The organism is Parafrankia colletiae (assembly GCF_001854655.1).
Lineage (GTDB): Bacteria > Actinomycetota > Actinomycetes > Frankiales > Frankiaceae > Parafrankia > Parafrankia colletiae.
On record NZ_MBLM01000117.1, the window covers coordinates 65881 to 82122 of the forward strand.

9 protein-coding genes are annotated in these 16242 nt (G+C 72.5%); 3 read left to right on the forward strand and 6 right to left on the reverse strand.

Annotated elements, in window-relative coordinates:
* Positions 1–99 precede the first annotated feature (99 nt).
* Positions 100–774, forward strand: coding sequence for an alpha-ketoglutarate-dependent dioxygenase AlkB (locus CC117_RS16110; protein WP_071085029.1), 675 nt, complete (start codon positions 100–102; stop codon positions 772–774).
* Here CC117_RS16110 and CC117_RS16115 read toward each other — a convergent pair.
* From CC117_RS16115 to CC117_RS16135, 5 genes are all read right to left on the reverse strand, one after another.
* Positions 744–2255: an MFS transporter gene (locus CC117_RS16115; protein WP_071084960.1), complete on the reverse strand. Its 1512-nt coding sequence runs from the start codon at positions 2253–2255 to the stop codon at positions 744–746. The two genes, CC117_RS16110 and CC117_RS16115, sit on opposite strands and share 31 nt — an antisense overlap.
* A 69-nt stretch (positions 2256–2324) precedes the next feature.
* Positions 2325–5390: a WD40 repeat domain-containing serine/threonine protein kinase gene (locus tag CC117_RS16120; protein WP_321572616.1), complete on the reverse strand. Its 3066-nt coding sequence runs from the start codon at positions 5388–5390 to the stop codon at positions 2325–2327.
* A gap of 51 nt (positions 5391–5441) precedes the next feature.
* A complete protein-coding gene (locus CC117_RS16125; RefSeq protein ID WP_071084964.1) occupies positions 5442–6266 on the reverse strand; it encodes a hypothetical protein in 825 nt (274 codons plus the stop codon).
* 135 nt (positions 6267–6401) lie between these two features.
* On the reverse strand, positions 6402–7046 hold the full coding sequence (locus CC117_RS16130; protein ID WP_071084966.1) for a response regulator: 645 nt from the start codon (positions 7044–7046) through the stop codon (positions 6402–6404).
* A 139-nt stretch (positions 7047–7185) separates the two neighbouring features.
* Complete coding sequence (locus tag CC117_RS16135) at positions 7186–11421, reverse strand: HAMP domain-containing protein (protein WP_071084968.1); 4236 nt, start codon at positions 11419–11421, stop codon at positions 7186–7188.
* A 382-nt stretch (positions 11422–11803) separates the two neighbouring features.
* Here CC117_RS16135 and CC117_RS16140 point away from each other — a divergent pair, with 382 nt between their 5' ends.
* Both CC117_RS16140 and CC117_RS16145 read left to right on the forward strand, forming a co-directional pair.
* Positions 11804–14017: a SpoIIE family protein phosphatase gene (locus tag CC117_RS16140; protein WP_071084970.1), complete on the forward strand. Its 2214-nt coding sequence runs from the start codon at positions 11804–11806 to the stop codon at positions 14015–14017.
* 97 nt (positions 14018–14114) lie between these two features.
* Positions 14115–14558, forward strand: coding sequence for an ATP-binding protein (locus CC117_RS16145; RefSeq protein ID WP_084132217.1), 444 nt, complete (start codon positions 14115–14117; stop codon positions 14556–14558).
* Between the two features lie 60 nt (positions 14559–14618).
* Here CC117_RS16145 and CC117_RS16150 read toward each other — a convergent pair whose 3' ends face one another.
* Positions 14619–16001 (reverse strand): type III PLP-dependent enzyme domain-containing protein, encoded by a 1383-nt coding sequence (locus CC117_RS16150; protein WP_071084974.1) that lies wholly within the window; start codon positions 15999–16001, stop codon positions 14619–14621.
* Between the last annotated feature and the right edge of the window lie 241 nt (positions 16002–16242).

Consider the following 16242-nt stretch of genomic DNA (forward strand, 5'->3'; position numbering starts at 1 on the left):
TGACCTGGCCCGAGGTAGCGTCGGCTGATGGCCGACCATGCGAGGGCCGACGGGACGAGGGCCACGACGGCCGCTGCTGGCGTCACCGGCGTGACCGACATGACCGACGGGTGTGGCGGGCCGGGTGTCGATCCGGCCGCGGTGTTCGAACGGGTGCACCTCGACGCGACGTCCTGGGTGGATGTGGCCCGCGGGTGGATCACGGAGCCCGATGCGCTCTACCAGGCGGTGCGGGACGGGACGTCCTGGCGGCAGGGCACGATGTGGCGGTACGAACGCCACGTCACCGAACCGCGACTGAGCGCCTTCATCCGCAGCGGGAACCCGGTTCCGTTCCCGGGGCTGCTCGCCGCCTACCGCGGGCTGCGGCGGCGGTACGGCGTCGACTTCGACGGCTACGGGATGTCCTGGTACCGCGACGGGAACGACGCTGTCGCCTTCCACCGCGACCGGGAGATGCGCTGGCTCGACGAGACGGTCATCGCGATTCTCACCCTGGGTGCGCGGCGCCCGTTCCTGGTGAAGTCCCGGCACCTCCCGCCCGGGCGCCGGCTGCTCAACGACCCGTTCGCCGACCGCGGGCGTGACTTCGCCCCCCGCGGCGGAGACCTGCTGGTGCTCGGCGGGCGGGCGCAGGCCGACTGGCTGCACGCCGTTCCGCGGGTGGGCGGTGCCGTCGGCGGACGCATCTCCGTCCAGTGGCGGTGGACGTCCCGGGCAGGCCGCCCGGAGATCGGGCCGGGTTACGGGGCCGCGCGGATGTTCTCCCGCTGACGCGGGCCCCGCAGACCAGCACCGCCCATCCGACCCACCGGGCCGGCGGACGCGGACGCGGACGCGGACGCACCAGCGAAAGCCGCCAGACCGGCCGCGACGAGACCGGCCACGGCCAGCAGAACCATCGTCGCGCGGAAACCGCCGGCGGCATAGGCGAGGGCGGATACGGAGACACCCAGGGCGGTACCCAGGCCCCGGGTCATGTTGACCACCCCGCTAGCCATTCCGCTCTGCCAGGCAGGGACGACGCTCATGATGGCCGCGTTGTTCGACGGGGTGAACAGGCCGAGACCGCATCCGACGAGCATGAGCGCCGGCAGCCCGACCACCGGCCCGCTGCCGCCCGCGGCCAGCAGCAGCAGACCGGCCGCCACGCAGAGCATCGCCCCGACGGTCACCACCCGGACGCCGAACCTGGTGACCAGCGTCGACGCGACCGGTGCGGCCAGGCCGATCGAGACCGGCAGCACCGCCAGCAGCAGGCCGACGGCGACTGCACTCGCCTCCGAATGCTGCGGGATGGTCAGCAGCAGGCCGAACAGCACGAGGAACGACAGTGCCCCCGCCAGCAGCCGCAGCCCGATCCCGCGGCAGCCCACCACCGCCAGGTCGACCATCGGATGGTCCGCCCGTGCCTCCCGGCGGGCGAACAGCACGGCGCACAGGATGGCGACCAGCACAAGCGCTGCCACAGCCGGCGCCGCGACCGGGCCGGACAGCGATGCGGCCGCCGACAGCGCCAGCAGCACCGCTGAGACCGCAGGCACGAGCAGCCCCAGGCCCGGCCAGTCGAAGGGCGCCCGCGGGGCGCGCTCGTGTGTCCGGGGCAGCAGCAGGACGCCGAGCACCAGGCCGAGCAGGCCGGCAGGGATGTGCGCCCAGAAGATCCAGCGCCACCCGCCGAGCTCCAGCAGCAGGCCGCCGGCCAGCGGCCCGAGCGAAAGGCCGAACGCCTGCGCCGCCCCCTGCGCGCCGAGGGCCGCGGTGAGCCGCTGCGGGCGCACGGTCGTCGCGATCAGGGCCACGCTGTTGGCCTGCAACATGGCCGCGCCCAGAGCCTGGGCGACCCGGCAGGCGAGGAGGATCCCGACGCCGGGCGCCAGCGCCGCGCCAGCCGAGGCCAGGGTGAACAGCGCGAAGCCATACAACGAGAGAAGCTTGCGGCCGGCCATGTCGGCGAGGCGGCCGAGTGCGGCGATGYTCGCCACCAGGGTGACCAGGTAGGCGAGGCTCACCCAGGTGGCGAGCCCGACGGAGATGCCCAGGTCGGCCCGGATCTCGCCGAGCGCGACGGTGACGATGCTGGCGTCCAGCTGGCCGAGGAAGCTGCCGATGCACACCGCACCGACCGCGAGCACCGACGCCGCGGACGACTCACGGACCCGGGCCGGGCGGGCGGGCTCGCGCAGCAGCGTGCCGGCGGCCCCGAGCGGCCGCCGATCCCGCCACTCGCGGCGGCCGAGGTCAGGGTGGGGCATGACCCCATATTCCTCTGTGACAGAGGTATCTGTCGACGCGAGCCGGTGATCTCACATCCCGCCACGTTGTCAGGTGGACGGGCAGGGCGGATCGAAGTGGCGGGCACCGACATGGTGACGCCACTCGGAGCGGGTGATCGCCTTCTGGGAGCGCGCGCAGACGTTGTCCCCTGCGGCCCCGAGGCTGAGATCCCAGACGCGGGCGGCGTTGCCGTCCACGACGGCGAGCGAACGGCCGTCGGCGGCGGCCAGCGCCAGCGCGACCGGCTGGCCGGCTGGCCCTGCCGGTACCGGCAGGGACAGGCTCGCCCGCGACGACGGGCGGACCGGATTGGACAGGTCCCACAGCGCGACGTCGCCGCCKCCGGCCGTGGGCCCGACCAGGAGCGCATGGCTGTCCGGCGAGAAGGCAACGGCACCGGCACCGCCCGTGGGGGTGAAGGACGTCACCCGCCGCAGACCCCGCGGGTCACGGGGCCGGTAGATCTCCACGATCGACCGCGTCCCGGTGGGGGCCGGCACCGATGAGGCGACCGCCATCGGCAGGCCGGTGGTCGCGACCGCGAGAGTGCGCCCGTCCGGCGAGTAGGAGGCGCCTGTCACCACTCCGTCGCCGCTCAACTGGCTGGCCCGACGCGGTCGACGGGGATCCGCAAGGGACCACAGCGAGAGCCGGGCGCTGCCGCCGACCAGCAGCTGGCCGGAGTCGGGGGAGAATGCCAGCGCCGTGATCGGCCCCGGGGTGCGCAGGGCCGCGAGCGCGGTCGGTTGGCGCGGATCCCGCACGTCCCAGAGCCGCAGCGAGCCGTCGGACGAACCGGTGGCCACCGTCGCACCGTCCTGGCTCACAGCGATCTCGCCAACCGCACCGCTGTGCCCGCCAAGCTCACCGAGCCGCTCGACCGCCCCGTCCACCGACACCCGCCACAACTGGACGTTGCTCGCGACGTCGCCATCGGCCTCGATGGCACCCGCCGCGGGCTCCTCCGCCGCCCGGCCGGTCGTGACCGGTCCGGCTGCCGTCACCACGATCACGCCGGCCAGCGGGGAACGCCCGGGCGGCGTCACGTAGCCGACGGCGCTGACCTGCGGCCCGTCGACCGGAAAGGCGGTGATCTGCCGGCCCGACGCGGGGTCGGACAGGTCCCACAGACCCGCGCCGCTGTCGCCGGCCGTCACCAGGCTCAGGCCGTCCGGCGCTACGGCAAGATCATGGACGTCGCCCGCGAGATGGCCGGTCCGCCGGACGCTCGCGGCCACGAGCGCCTGCGCGGCCGCCGTCGTCGGGGAGATCCGGTACGCCACCAGCGCGAGCTGGCCGGCGAGATCCGGCTGACGCTCGAGCAGGCCGACGGCCTGGCGGGCGACCCGCCCGGATGTGCCCGCCGCGGTGTGTGCCCGGACCATGCCAACGGTCTCGATCATCATGGTCATCACGACCGTGACCGCGACCCCGAAGAGGAAGACCGGGAAGAAGCGGCCCCCGCCGGTCAGGCGTGACCGCCAGCCGCCCACCGCCMGTGCCCAGCTCGGCCTGGCGGATTCCCCCGCCCCTGCCTGCGTCGAAGCCGGCGGTTCCCCTGCCAGGGGTGGCGGTGCCACCGGGGCCGTGGCCGATGGCGGCGGTGCCGACGGAACCGCGGCGGGGGGCGGCAGGGTTGCGGGCCGCGGAACCGCCGGGGCCGCCGGCGGGGGCGCGGCTGCCGGCGAAACCGCGGCCGGGCGCGCTGGCGGTGCCTGCTGCGCCGCCTCCACGGAAGCGACCGGGCCGGGCTTGGCCTCGAGTACGACGGTCCGGTCGGCCTCGGACTCGGTCTCGTTCCGCAGGTCGACCCCGGTGCCCGGGTCCGCCTCGACCTCGGTGGCCGTGTCTGCCCCCGGACCGGGTTCGTCCGCGGGCCGTACCGCGGCGGCGGCAGCCACCGTGGCCTTCCCGTCGTCTGTCAGGCCCTCGGCCTCGGCCGGTTCCGCAGCATCTGCCGGTTCCGCAGCGTCTGCCGGTTCCACCGCGTCTGCCGGTTCCACCGCGTCTGCCGGTTCCACCGCGGTCGGCTCGACGGCGCCGCCTGGCTCGAGACGGTCGGCGGACTCGGGTGTGGTCGCGGGTGTGGTCGCGGAGTCGGCTTCGGTGCCCGGCTCTGCCCCGACCGTGGCCTCGGGCCGGGGGCTGGGGAGCCGCGTGGTCGTCGTGGCAAGGTCGCCGCCGAGCGCACCGGGGGTGGCCCCGCCGCCGTCAACCGGCAGGGGGGCGAGGCGCCCTTCCAGCATTTCCAGCAGCTCGGCCGCCGTTGGCCGGCGAGACGGGTCCTTGCGCATCGCCATGCTCACGACGTCACGCAGGGTGTCGTCGAGGCCGACGAGATCCGGCTCCGCATAGACGGCGCGCTGCAACAGAACCTGCGGTGTCCCGTTACCGAACGGAAGTCCTCCGGTGGCGGCGAAGAGGACCACGCCACCCCAGGTGAAGATGTCCGACGCCGCTGTGAGCGGCTGTCTCAGAACGTGCTCCGGGGTAATAAAAGCGGGTGTGCCCATCCCGGGGCCCGCACCGGCACGTGCGGGTAGGGCGACGGTGTTGAGGACACGCGACAGCCCGAAGTCGAGCAGTCGGATTCCACCCTCGGAAAGCAAAACATTCGCGGGCTTCAGGTCGGCCGAGACAAGACCGGCACCATGGAGCCCGGTGAGTGCGGACACCAGTCCATGAGCGAGCGCCCACACCTCGGCCCGCGGGAGAGGGCCGGCGTGCGCGACTTTGAATGCCAGGCTGGGGGCATCAACGAACTCCGTGACGACGTACGGGGGCTGAGCCGCCGTGTCCGCATCGATGATCTCGGCGAGGGTGGGCGGTGYCAGTGCCCGGACGGTCTCCAGGTCGGCCCGCAGCCGCCGGCGGAATTCGTGGTCCCGGGCGAAGGCCGCACTGATCACCTTGATGACCACCGCGCGGCCGGCCGGATCCCGACCAAGATAGACCGGCCCGGTTCCCGCCTCGAGGAGCTGTCGTTCAACCGCATACGGACCGATTGAAATCGGCCGATTGCCACGCGAACGTCCGAGGTGTCGCCGGGCAACGACCACAGGTCGGCACCTCCGAAATATTCGTGAAACCCCGTAACGGGACGTCGCGGTCACATGGGACGTATCCGCATGTTATCGACGCAGGCAGGCGCCTGAACGGGCCGGTTACTCTTCGCGGTTCCCCAGGGCAGCGGCGACAGCTAGCAACAGGCCGGGATGTCGGTACACCGCCTCGGTCGTCAACGGCCCGCCGCGAAGCACGCCGAGGACCTCGGCGTGGCTCGGGATCTGCGCACATCCGCTCCGTACCAGGCCAGCCAGGGTGAGCAGCCCGCCCAGGTGCTCTTCCAGGACATCCACGGGCGGCCCGGGCCGGCCCCCAAGCCAGGCCCGATGCTGATCGGGACTCATGATTTCCCACACCGCCCGGTCTGTCACCCCCGCGGGCCCCATCGGACCACCCCAGGGACCACGCACCCCCTCCCCGGCCCGACGGTGCACAGCGAGGAGGTGTGGCACGCACACCAGATCCGCCGCATCGACCCCACCCATCCCCTCCGCAGGAGCGCCCATCGCAGGCAGCTCAGGCCGGTGATCGGCGACGACGACGTGCCCGGCCAGGCCGCGCCTCGCCCGGACGTCGTGCAGGCGGCCGGCGAGGCAGACAGCGAGCGCGGCCGTGTCGGAGGGCGCGTACCGCGCATGGACGGCCACCGCGGTGAGCTCGGCCAGGCGCACCAACGCGACCGCCGTCCGCGCTGCCTGCGCGGCATCGGCGGCGACGAAGTCGACCAGGGTCGCCCGTTGACCGTGTGCCGGGTCGCCGGGCGACACCCGGCAGACCGGCGCGTCCGGCGTTCGGCGCACCCGGGCGATCGTGATGAGGCCGTCGGCGTAGGGAAGGCTCAGCCGGGGCAGATCGCCGGCGGCGACCGCGTGCGGATCGGCGTCGCCGGGTGCATCAGGCGGATGCGGGTCGCCGCCCGCCATCCGCCCCGCCTCCTCCCACACGCACTCCAGGTGATGTTGACCTTACAAGTGGTCAACCACCCTGAAGCCCGTGTTCACGCAGAAGATCCACAGGAGGGCAACAGCCAGCCCGTGGAGGTCACCCGCGGCGGGCGGTCACTCCGTGGTGCCGCCCGACGAGCGGGCGAACGGCCGCAGCCGTGCCACCAGGCCGCGCACCTCGGCCCCGGCGGCGGCCAGTGTCTCCTCGTTCGAGGTCGCGGCACCGTCGAGGAGGACGTCGAGGGCGATGAGGCGCTCGGCGACCTCCGCGATGAGATCGAAGTCGCGCACCCGCTGATGGGCGAGCTCGGCCAGCCGCTCGTTCTTCTCGAACAGCTCGACGAACACGCTCACCTTGGCGCGCAGCAGCCACGGGTCGAACGGCTTGGCGATGTAGTCCACCGCCCCGACCGCGTAGCCGCGGAACGCGTGGTGCGGCTCGCGGTCGATGGCGGTGAGGAAGATGATCGGGGTGTCGCGCGTCCGCCCCCGCTGCTTGATCCGGTGCGCCGTCTCGAAACCGTCCATTCCGGGCATCTGGACATCCAGCAGGATGACCGCGAAGTCGTCGACGAGCAGGCGCTTGAGCGCCTCCTCGCCCGAGGACGCGGTGACCAGGTCCTGGTCCAGAGAGGCGAGAATCGCTTCCAGTGCCATGAGGTTGTCAGGTCGGTCGTCCACCAGGAGGATCTTGCTCCGTGGCCGTTCCGTGTTTGACGCGCCCGCGGTGTCGACAGGTCCGCCGGTCCGCTCGGTCACCCGCCTGCCTCCTCCTTCGCCGGTCGGCCTGTGTGCTCGTGGCGACGACACCACTGTTCCACCATCGCTGATCGGCATGTCCGGGCCACCACCGGCCCGTCGACACCTACCCGAATGCGCACCATACGCGATCTGATCATCACAGATGTGACCGCATCACCCCAAGAAGATGATCAAGATCAACGGGCTTGGTGATGTAGTCGGTCGCGCCGGCCGAAATGCTCTTCTCCCGGTCGCCGGGCATCGCCTTGGCGGTGAGCACGAGGATCGGCAGCGGCGCGAAGGCGGGCATCGCGCGGATCGCCGACGTCGTCTCGTTGCCGTCCATGCCGGGAAGCATGACGTCCATCAGCACGATGTGCACCGGCGTGCTGTCCTGCTGGAGCATCCGGATCGCGTCGTGGCCGTTGTCCGCGTAGAGCACCCGCATCCCGTGCATCTCCAGCGCGCTGGTCAGCGCGAACACGTTGCGGACGTCGTCGTCGACCACCAGGATCGACGCGCCGACCAGCGGGTCGGTGGTGTCCAGGTTGGACGCCGGGGGCCGGGCCACCGCGACCGGGTCGGTGAGGAACGGAGTACCGGCGGCCTCGGGCGTGTCCGTGAGGGCTGTCTCCGGCGCCCGGCTGGACCACAGCGTGCGCCCGACCGTGCGCGGGGCCACCACCGGGCCACCTTCACCGGAGGCTGCGGCGCTGCCCGCCGGGGGCGGTGGCGCCGCCCCGTCACCGGTCGACAGGTCGGTGCCGGGCTCGGCCGGCGAGCTGCCGGGCCGGGCCGGGCCGGGGAGGGCGGCCCGCTCGCGGCCAGGTGGCAGCTGGCCCCAGCCGTGGTCGCCGCCACCGTCGGAGCGCCACCGCGGCTGGCCGGTCCCCTCCACGATCATCAGGACGCCGTCCGGCTCTCCGGGAATCGCGCTGGCCGGCGGGTCAGCCGGCATCACCGACGGGACGAACAGGGTGAACGTGCTGCCCTGCCCGATCTGGCTGGAGACGGAGATCGAGCCGCCGAGCAGCCGGGCGATCTCCTTACTGATCGACAGCCCGAGGCCGGTACCGCCGTAGCGGCGGGACGTCGTGCCGTCCGCCTGCTGGAAGGCCTCGAAGATCATCCTGAGCTTCTCGGCGGCGACCCCGATGCCGGTGTCGCTGACGGCGAACGACAGCACCATCGGCGCCGAGCGCAGGCTCGGCGCGACGAACGGCGTGTCGGGCGGGGCGACGGAGACGTCCAGTCGCACGGTGCCGGCATCCGTGAACTTGACCGCGTTCGACAGCAGGTTCTTCAGCACCTGCTGGAGGCGCTGCTCGTCGGTGACGAACTCCTCCGGCACATCCGCCGTGACGCTGATCTCGAAGGTGAGGCCCTTTTCCTCCGCGGTGGGCCCGAAGACCCCGGCCGCGGCGTCGCACAGCGCGGCGGTGCGCACGGGGCCGGCGTCCACGTTCATCTTGCCGGCCTCGACCTTGGACAGGTCGAGAATGTCGTTGATCAGCCCGAGCAGCTCGGAACCGGCGGAGTGGATCGTCTCGGCGAAGTCGMTCTGCTTCTGGCTGAGGTTGTGGTCCGGGTTGTCGGCGAGCAGCTTGGCCARGATGAGCAGGCTGTTCAGCGGGGTCCGCAGCTCGTGGCTCATGTTCGCCAGGAACTCGGACTTGTACTGCGAGGACAGCGCGAGCTGCTCGGCCTTCTCCTCCAGGCCGATCCGGGCCATCTCGATCTCGGTGTTCTTCTCCTCCAGCAGTGCCGCCTTCTCCTCCAGCTCGTTGTTGGTGCGCTGCAGCTCGACGGACTGGGAACGCAGCTCCTGGGTCAGCCGCTGCGACTGGGCGAGCAGCTCCTCCGTGCGGGCGTTCGCCATGATCGTGTTCAGGACGACGCCGATCGTGTCGACGAGCTGGTCGACGAGGGTCTGGTGCAGGTCGGAGAACGGGGTGAAGGACGCCAGTTCGATGACGCCGAGCACCTGGTTCTCGAAGATGACCGGGACCACTACCAGATCACACGGTGGCGCCTCGCCGAGGCCGCTGCGGATGTTGAGGTAGCCGGCGGGGACGTCCTCGACCCGGATGCGCTTCTTCTCCAGCGCCGCCTGGCCGATCAGGCCTTCACCGAACAGGAACGTGCCGTCCGAGCGGCGCCGCGGTACCGACCCGTAGCCGGCGACGTAGCGCAGCTTGTCACCCTCGATGAAGTCGAGCAGGTAGACGGTGCCCTGCTGGGCGTTCACGGCCGGCGTCATCTCCGAGATGATCATCTGGCAGACCGTGTAGAGATCCCGCTGGCCCTGCATCTTGCTGCCGATGAGCGCCAGGTTCGACTTCAGCCAGTCCTGCTGGGCGTTGACCTCGGTGGTCTCCCGCAGCCGGGCGATCATCTGGTTGATGTTGTCCTTGAGCTCGGCGACCTCGCCCTCGGCCTCGACCGTGATCGAGCGGGTCAGGTCGCCGCGGGTCACCGCGGTGGACACGTCGCCGATCGCGCGGAGCTGGATCGTCAGGGTCGTCGCGAGCTGGTTGACGTTGTCGGTGAGATCCTTCCAGGTGCCGGCGACGCCGGCCACCGTGGCCTGGCCGCCGAGTTTGCCCTCGACGCCCACCTCCCGGCCGACCCTGGTGATCTCGGCGGCGAACGAGGAGAGCTGGTCGACCATCGTGTTGACGGTGTCCTTCAGCTCGGCGATCTCGCCCTGCGCCGTCACCGTGATCTTCTGCGAGAGGTCGCCGCGGGCCACTGCCCGGGTCACCGCGGAGATGTTGCGGACCTGCGTGGTCAGGTTGCCGGCCATCGAGTTCACCGACTCGGTGAGATCCCGCCACACCCCCGACACGCCCCGCACATGGGCCTGGCCACCCAGGTTCCCCTCGGTACCCACCTCGCGGGCCACCCGGGTCACCTCGTCCGCGAACGACGACAGCTGGTCCACCATCGTGTTCAGCGTTTCCTTGAGCTCCAGGATCTCGCCCTGCGCCGTGACGGTGATCTTCTGCGAGAGGTCACCGCGGGCCACCGCCGTCGCCACCAGGGCGATGTTGCGGACCTGGCTGGTCAGGTTCCCGGCCATCGAGTTCACCGACTCGGTGAGATCCCGCCACACCCCCGACACGCCCCGCACATGGGCCTGGCCACCCAGGTTCCCCTCGGTGCCCACCTCCCAGGCGACCCGGGTCACCTCGTCCGCGAACGACGACAGCTGGTCCACCATCGTGTTCAGGGTGTGCGCGAGACCCGCCACCTCGCCGCGGGCGTCCACCGTGATCTGCCGGGTGAGGTCACCCCGGGCCACCGCGGAGGCGACCTCGGCGATGCTGCGTACCTGGGTGGTGAGGTTGCCGGCCATGATGTTGACCGAGTCGGTGAGATCCCGCCAGACGCCGGAGACACCCATGACCTTGGCCTGGCCACCGAGCTTGCCCTCGGTGCCGACCTCCTTGGCCACCCGGGTGACCTCGTCGGCGAAGGCCGAGAGCTGGTCGACCATCGTGTTCACGGTCGACTTCAGCTCGTGGATCTCACCGCGGGCGTCCACGGTGATCTTCTGCGAGAGGTCACCCTGGGCGACGGCGGTGGTCACCTGGGCGATGTTGCGGACCTGGCTGGTCAGGTTCCCGGCCATCGAGTTCACCGACTCGGTGAGATCCCGCCACACCCCGGAGACACCCATGACCTTGGCCTGGCCACCGAGCTTGCCCTCGGTGCCGACCTCCTTGGCCACCCGGGTGACCTCGTCGGCGAAGGCCGAGAGCTGGTCGACCATCGTGTTCACGGTCGTGCCGATGCGGAGGAACTCGCCGCGCACCGGCTGGCCCGCGATCTCCAGCGCCATCTGCTGCGACAGGTCGCCCTCGGCCACCGCGGCGATGACCCGGGCCACCTCGTGAGTGGGCCGGCCCAGGTCGTCGATGAGCGAGTTCACCGACTGGGTCAGCTCGTCCCAGCCGCCGCTGCCGCCGAGGTCGTCCATCCGCATGGTGAGACGTCCGTCACGCCGGATGACCTTGCTGACCTTGGTCACCTCGCGGGCCTGCCGCTCCTGCATCCCGGCGAGCTCGTTGAAGCGGCGCGCGACGTCGCCGCCGATCCCGTCACAGATCGGCAGCCGGGCCCCGAAATCCCCCTCGACCAGCTGGTCGAGCCCGGCGAGCAGGGCTGGGAGCAGCGTGTCCACCCCGCCGGAGACGGCATTGCCGGCAGCCGCGACCGCCAGGCCACCCGCACCGCCCGCACCGCTGGCGGGCCCGTTCGAAGCGGCCTCGACCGACCCGTTGGTGGCGTCACCCGCCGGCAGCGTGGCGGTGGAACCGTTCTGAGGGCCGCCGGAATCCCCGGTACGCACGGGCGACTGCTGGCGGTCAGGGCTCGCGTCGGCGCTCATCAGTCTCCTACCTAGCCTGTGACGGTGGAATTATCAGGGCTGCGAGCCGCGCCGAGGCGGCCCCGCGACGGCCCGTCGCGGCGGGCCGGTCGGTACCCGAGCGGACGGCTCCCCGGACCCGTCTCCCGGATGTCTGACGATTGTGTGGTTCAGATCGTGGTGTGGGGTAGGCGTGCGGCTGACGACGATGCGGAATGCAACGGAGGGGCGGAGGTGTGATGGTGTCGTTCGATCGGTCCAAGCTGTCAGCTGGTTGTAGGTGCTTGTGTCGCTGTGAACGTTCGTCCCGCGCTGGCCAGCTTCGCGTGGGGAGCACGCGAGCCGAGCGCATCAGCCGCCAGTATCCGCCTTGCCGAGGACAACGCAGGAGAGACTGAGCCACATGAACGCCGCCCCCGCGACCGGAGACCGGGTTCCRCCCCCGCGTTCCGTCGCGCTCCCGCCGACCGCCGACTCGCCGCGGTCAGCCCGGCGTTTCGTGCAGGACGTCCTGCGCGGCAGGCTGGACGAGGACACTCTCGACTCGGCGCTGCTTCTGGTGACCGAGCTGGTCACCAACGTGGTCGTGCACGCCGGCACGACCACCACGGTCGACATCACGCTGGAACAGGCCGGCGTGCGGGTCAGCGTGAGCGACCGTCATCCGGTCCGCATCGGCGTCGGCCGACGCGAGACGTCGGTGCCGCGCCCGCGGCCCACCGACCTGGACCTGGACAACCTGGACGACCTGGAAAGCCTCGAAGGGCTGGAAGGCCTGGAGAGCCTCGAGGGGTTGGCGGGCCTCGACGCCGGCCCGGGCGCGTTCGACGGGCTGCGTGAGGACGGGCGCGGGCTCGCCCTGGTCGACGCCCTGTCGGCCGCCTGGGGCACCGAGCATGTCGCGGGCGGGAAGACCGTCTGGTTCCGCCTCGCCACCCGGCCCGCCGACGGCTCGCCACCGGGACCGGCCGGAACGTCCGGTGCGGCCCCGGCCGGGGCGTTCCCAGACCACGAGTTCAGGGTGGGCGACGAAGCCGCGCCAGGGCCCGCGCGCCGGATGCCGCGGCTGATCGCCCGCGACACCGCGCGCGCCCTGACCGCCGAGGGCGAGGTCGCGGAGCTCCTCGCCCAGCTCCTCGACGCGCTGCCCACCGCCGCCGGCGGGCGCGTCCGACGCCCGACGCAGGACGGGGTCCGCACCGAGACCGTGGCGGCGCTGGGCCGTGCCCGTCAGGCCGGCGAGGCGCTGGTGTTCCCGCTGGACCCGACCCAGGAGGCCCTCGGCGAGCTGCTGCTGTGGCCGGCCGCCACCGGCGGGGAGAGCACCTTCGACGTCGAGCAGGTCCAGCTCGTGTCGCGCTGGATGGCGCTGGCGCTCGGCGGTGGCGACATGCGCCGGGCGGAGGAGCGCCGCATCGGCATGCTCTCCTTCCTCGCCGAGGCGTCCGACCTGCTGGCCGGGAGCCTGGACCTGACCCATTCGCTCACCCTGCTGGCGCGGCTGCCGGTGCCGCGTCTCGCCCAGTGGTGCGCGGTCTACCTGAACCACGACGGCAGCGATCCGACGCTGGAGGCCCTCGTCCACGCCGAGGAGTCCGAGACCGCGGCGCTGACCAGGGCCGCGGTCGACCCGGACGGCCCGCTGATGGCTGCCGTGCGCGCAGCCCGCGGGGACAAGGCCCAGACGATGACCGCGTTCGGCGGGCCGGCGCTGGTCGTCGTCCTGCAGGCCCGGCGCCGGGTGCTCGGGGTGCTCGCGCTCGGCCGGGCGGCCGGGAACGCGTTCCTCGCCGACGAGATCGACCTGCTGGCCGACCTGGCCCGCCGGGCGTCGTTCGCCGTCGACAACGCGCGGCTCTACAGCCGGCAGGTGGAGCTCGCGGGCACCCTGCAGGCGGGGCTGCGCCCGCCCGCGCTGCCGCACATCCCCGGGATCGACCTCGGCTCGGCGTACGGCGCGGCGCAGTCCGCCGGGCTGGACGTCGGCGGCGACTTCTTCGACCTGATCTCCGGGCCGAACGGCTGGACGGTGGCCATCGGCGACGTCTGCGGGAAGGGAGCCGAGGCGGCCACGGTCACCGGGGTGGCGCGTGCCGTGCTCCGGCTGCTCACCGGGCGGGGCGCGGACCTGGAGGAGCTGCTGCTGGAGCTGAACCGGGCGCTGCGGGACACCGCCACCGCCTACCCCAGCGGGCACGCGCGCTTCTGCACTCTGGCCGCCGCCACCCTGCTGCCGACCGAGGGCGGGGAGGCCCTGCTGCGGCTGCACCTGGCCGGCCACCCGCAGCCAGTCGTGCTGCACCGGGACGGCACCGCCTCACTCGTCGGCCTGACCGGCACCCTGCTCGGGGTGCTCGACGACGACGAGATCTCCTTTCCCGGCCTGGACCTGCGGCTGCGCGCCGGCGAGTCGCTGGTGCTGTACACCGACGGGGTCGTCGAGGCCCGCCAGGGCCGGGAGCTCTTCGGGGACCAGCGGCTCCTCGACGCCGTCGCCGGCTGCGCCGGGCTTCCCGCGCAGGGGGTGGCGGATCGTGTGCGGTCCGCCGCCGAGCGGTTTGCGGRCGGCAACCTGCGGGACGACGTCGCGATCCTGGTCGCCCGGGTCGCCGAATGATCCCGGTCAGGGGGATTGGCCGGCCGGCGTGTGGGTAGAACCGTGCGGGATGTCCCCGTTCTAGACGTGGTGATTGATGAGTTCGACGTCGGTTCCGATGAGCGTTGTCCGGCAGGCAGGCTGGTGTCGCCTTCCGGCCACGCACGTCGTCGCGGAGCTGCCCTACCTCCCGTCGGCCGTGCCGCAGGCACGACGGGTGCTGCGTGAGTGCCTCGATATGACGGCCCTGCCCGAGGAGAGCAGCGCCACGGCGGAGCTGCTGGTGAGCGAGCTCGTGACGAACGCGGTCAAGTACGGCCGCCCGCCGGTGTGGCTTCTGGTCGAGCTCCGGCCGGGCCTGGTCCACGCCTCGGTCTCCGACACCTCGACGACACTGCCGCACCGCCGCGAGTCCGCGCCTGACTCGGAGGGCGGCCGCGGGCTGCTCATCCTGGATGCCCTGGCCGCGAGCTGGGGCGCGGTGTCGGTGGAGTCCGGTAAGTACCTCTGGTTCGACCTCGCCGTGCCGCTGTTCAAGCCCCCGGCCGGTCAGATCCACTAGCGCCGGCGCGGCCCGGTGCCAGTCACAGCCCGGTGCCAGTCACAGCCTGGTGCATGCCGGTCACGGCTCGGGCGAGCTCGCATCGACGACGACCCGGTCGGCGCGGGGGTGGCCGAGGAACTCGTGCATCGCGAACTCGTAGCCGTAGGCCCCCGCCATCGGGAAGATCACCACGTCACCGGCACGTAGCCGGTCGACGGTCACGTCCCGGGCCAGGGTGTCCTCCGGGGTGCACAGCTCCCCCACCACGGTGACCGGCCCCCCGGCCACCTCCGGCCGGGGCCAGCCGCTCGGCCAGGTCTCGCGGGGCACGACAGCGAAGTTGTGGACGATCTCCCAGGATGTCGGCAGCTGAAAATGGTGAATACCGCCCCGCAGCACCGCGAACGCCTCGCCGTGCACCCGCTTGACGTCGGTCACCTCGGCGGCGTACCAGCCACAGTCCGCTGCGAGCGCCCGGCCCGGCTCGAAGATCACCCGGACCCCCTCCGGCGGGCGCAGCCGGGCCAGCCCGTCGCCGAACAGGTCCAGGTCGAAGGGGCGCTCGCCGCGCCGGTCCGGCTCGAAGGGCACGCCGAAGCCGCCGCCGACGTCCACCACCCGCAGCGCGAAGCCCCCCTGACGCGCCGCCCGGGCCGCGAAGTCCAGGCACCAGCGCACGTACTCCAGGTGCGCCCGCGCGTCGAGGTTCCCCGACACCGCATGGACGTGGAAGCCGACCAGCTCGACCCCCGGCAGCGAACGGGCCACCTCGACCGCCGCCGGGACGGCGCTCTCCTCGATCCCGAACGCGGTGGGACGCCCACCCATCCGGAGCGCGCCACCAAGCCCGACCTGGGCGGGGTTCACCCGCAGCGCGACGGCCGCCCGGAGCCCGGCCTCGGTGGCCACCGCGTCGATGCGACGGAGTTCCAGCACGCTCTCGGCGTTGAGGACATCCACCACCGGCCCGGCAGAGCCCGGCGAGCCGCCCAGCAGGGCCCGCAGCAGGGTCGTCGACTTGCCCGGCCCGGAGGCCACCAGGCCCGCCCGCCGGCCGCCCGACGGGGCGGCGCGGGCGACGGCGTCGGCCGCCAGCGCGAGCTCACGCGCCGAGGAGACCTCGAAGCCGTCCACCCCACCCGCGCCCACCACCCCACCCGCACCTCCGACCCCACCCGCACCTCCGACCCCACCCGCACCGCACGTGCCGGTGCCGCGCAGCAGGGCGTCGAGGACGGGCGGGAAGGAGTTCGCCTTGACGGCGAAGTACAGGTCCGCCCAGGCAGGCAGGTGGCGGCGCAGGTCCGCGGCGGCACGCGCCGCCACGGCCGGGTCGTACAGATAGGCCGCGATCTCCCCGCGCTCGGTGGGCCGGGAACGCAGCCAGCCGAGGATCCCGGGGGGCAGCCGGCCGGGGCCGAGGGCGCGCAGCGGGGCTGCCGACACGGGGAGGTCCAGCACGTCGACGCCCCCTCCTCCGGCCGACCGGGCCCGCCTGACACCCCGCAGAAATGCCAGGGCAACGCCGGAGACATCGACAGAATCACTCGCGTGGGCGCCCTGCAACCGTAATCTTACAGTCGGCAACAGTCTCGCCTGGTTCGTCCTTCGTTCGGTTTGCCTCTCACGCCCCTGCCGGCCCGCCACCGCGGCATCGCGGCACCGCGACACCGCCACAGCACCTCGATCCCGACATCCCGAC

Excerpts from the sequence above, each read along its gene's own strand:
- CC117_RS16110 (WP_071085029.1), top strand. The coding sequence starts at position 100 with ATGACCGACGGGTGTGGCGGGCCGGGTGTCGATCCGGCCGCGGTGTTC.
- CC117_RS16145 (WP_084132217.1), top strand. The coding sequence starts at position 14,115 with ATGAGCGTTGTCCGGCAGGCAGGCTGGTGTCGCCTTCCGGCCACGCAC.
- CC117_RS16125 (WP_071084964.1), bottom strand. The coding sequence starts at position 6,266 with ATGGCGGGCGGCGACCCGCATCCGCCTGATGCACCCGGCGACGCCGAT.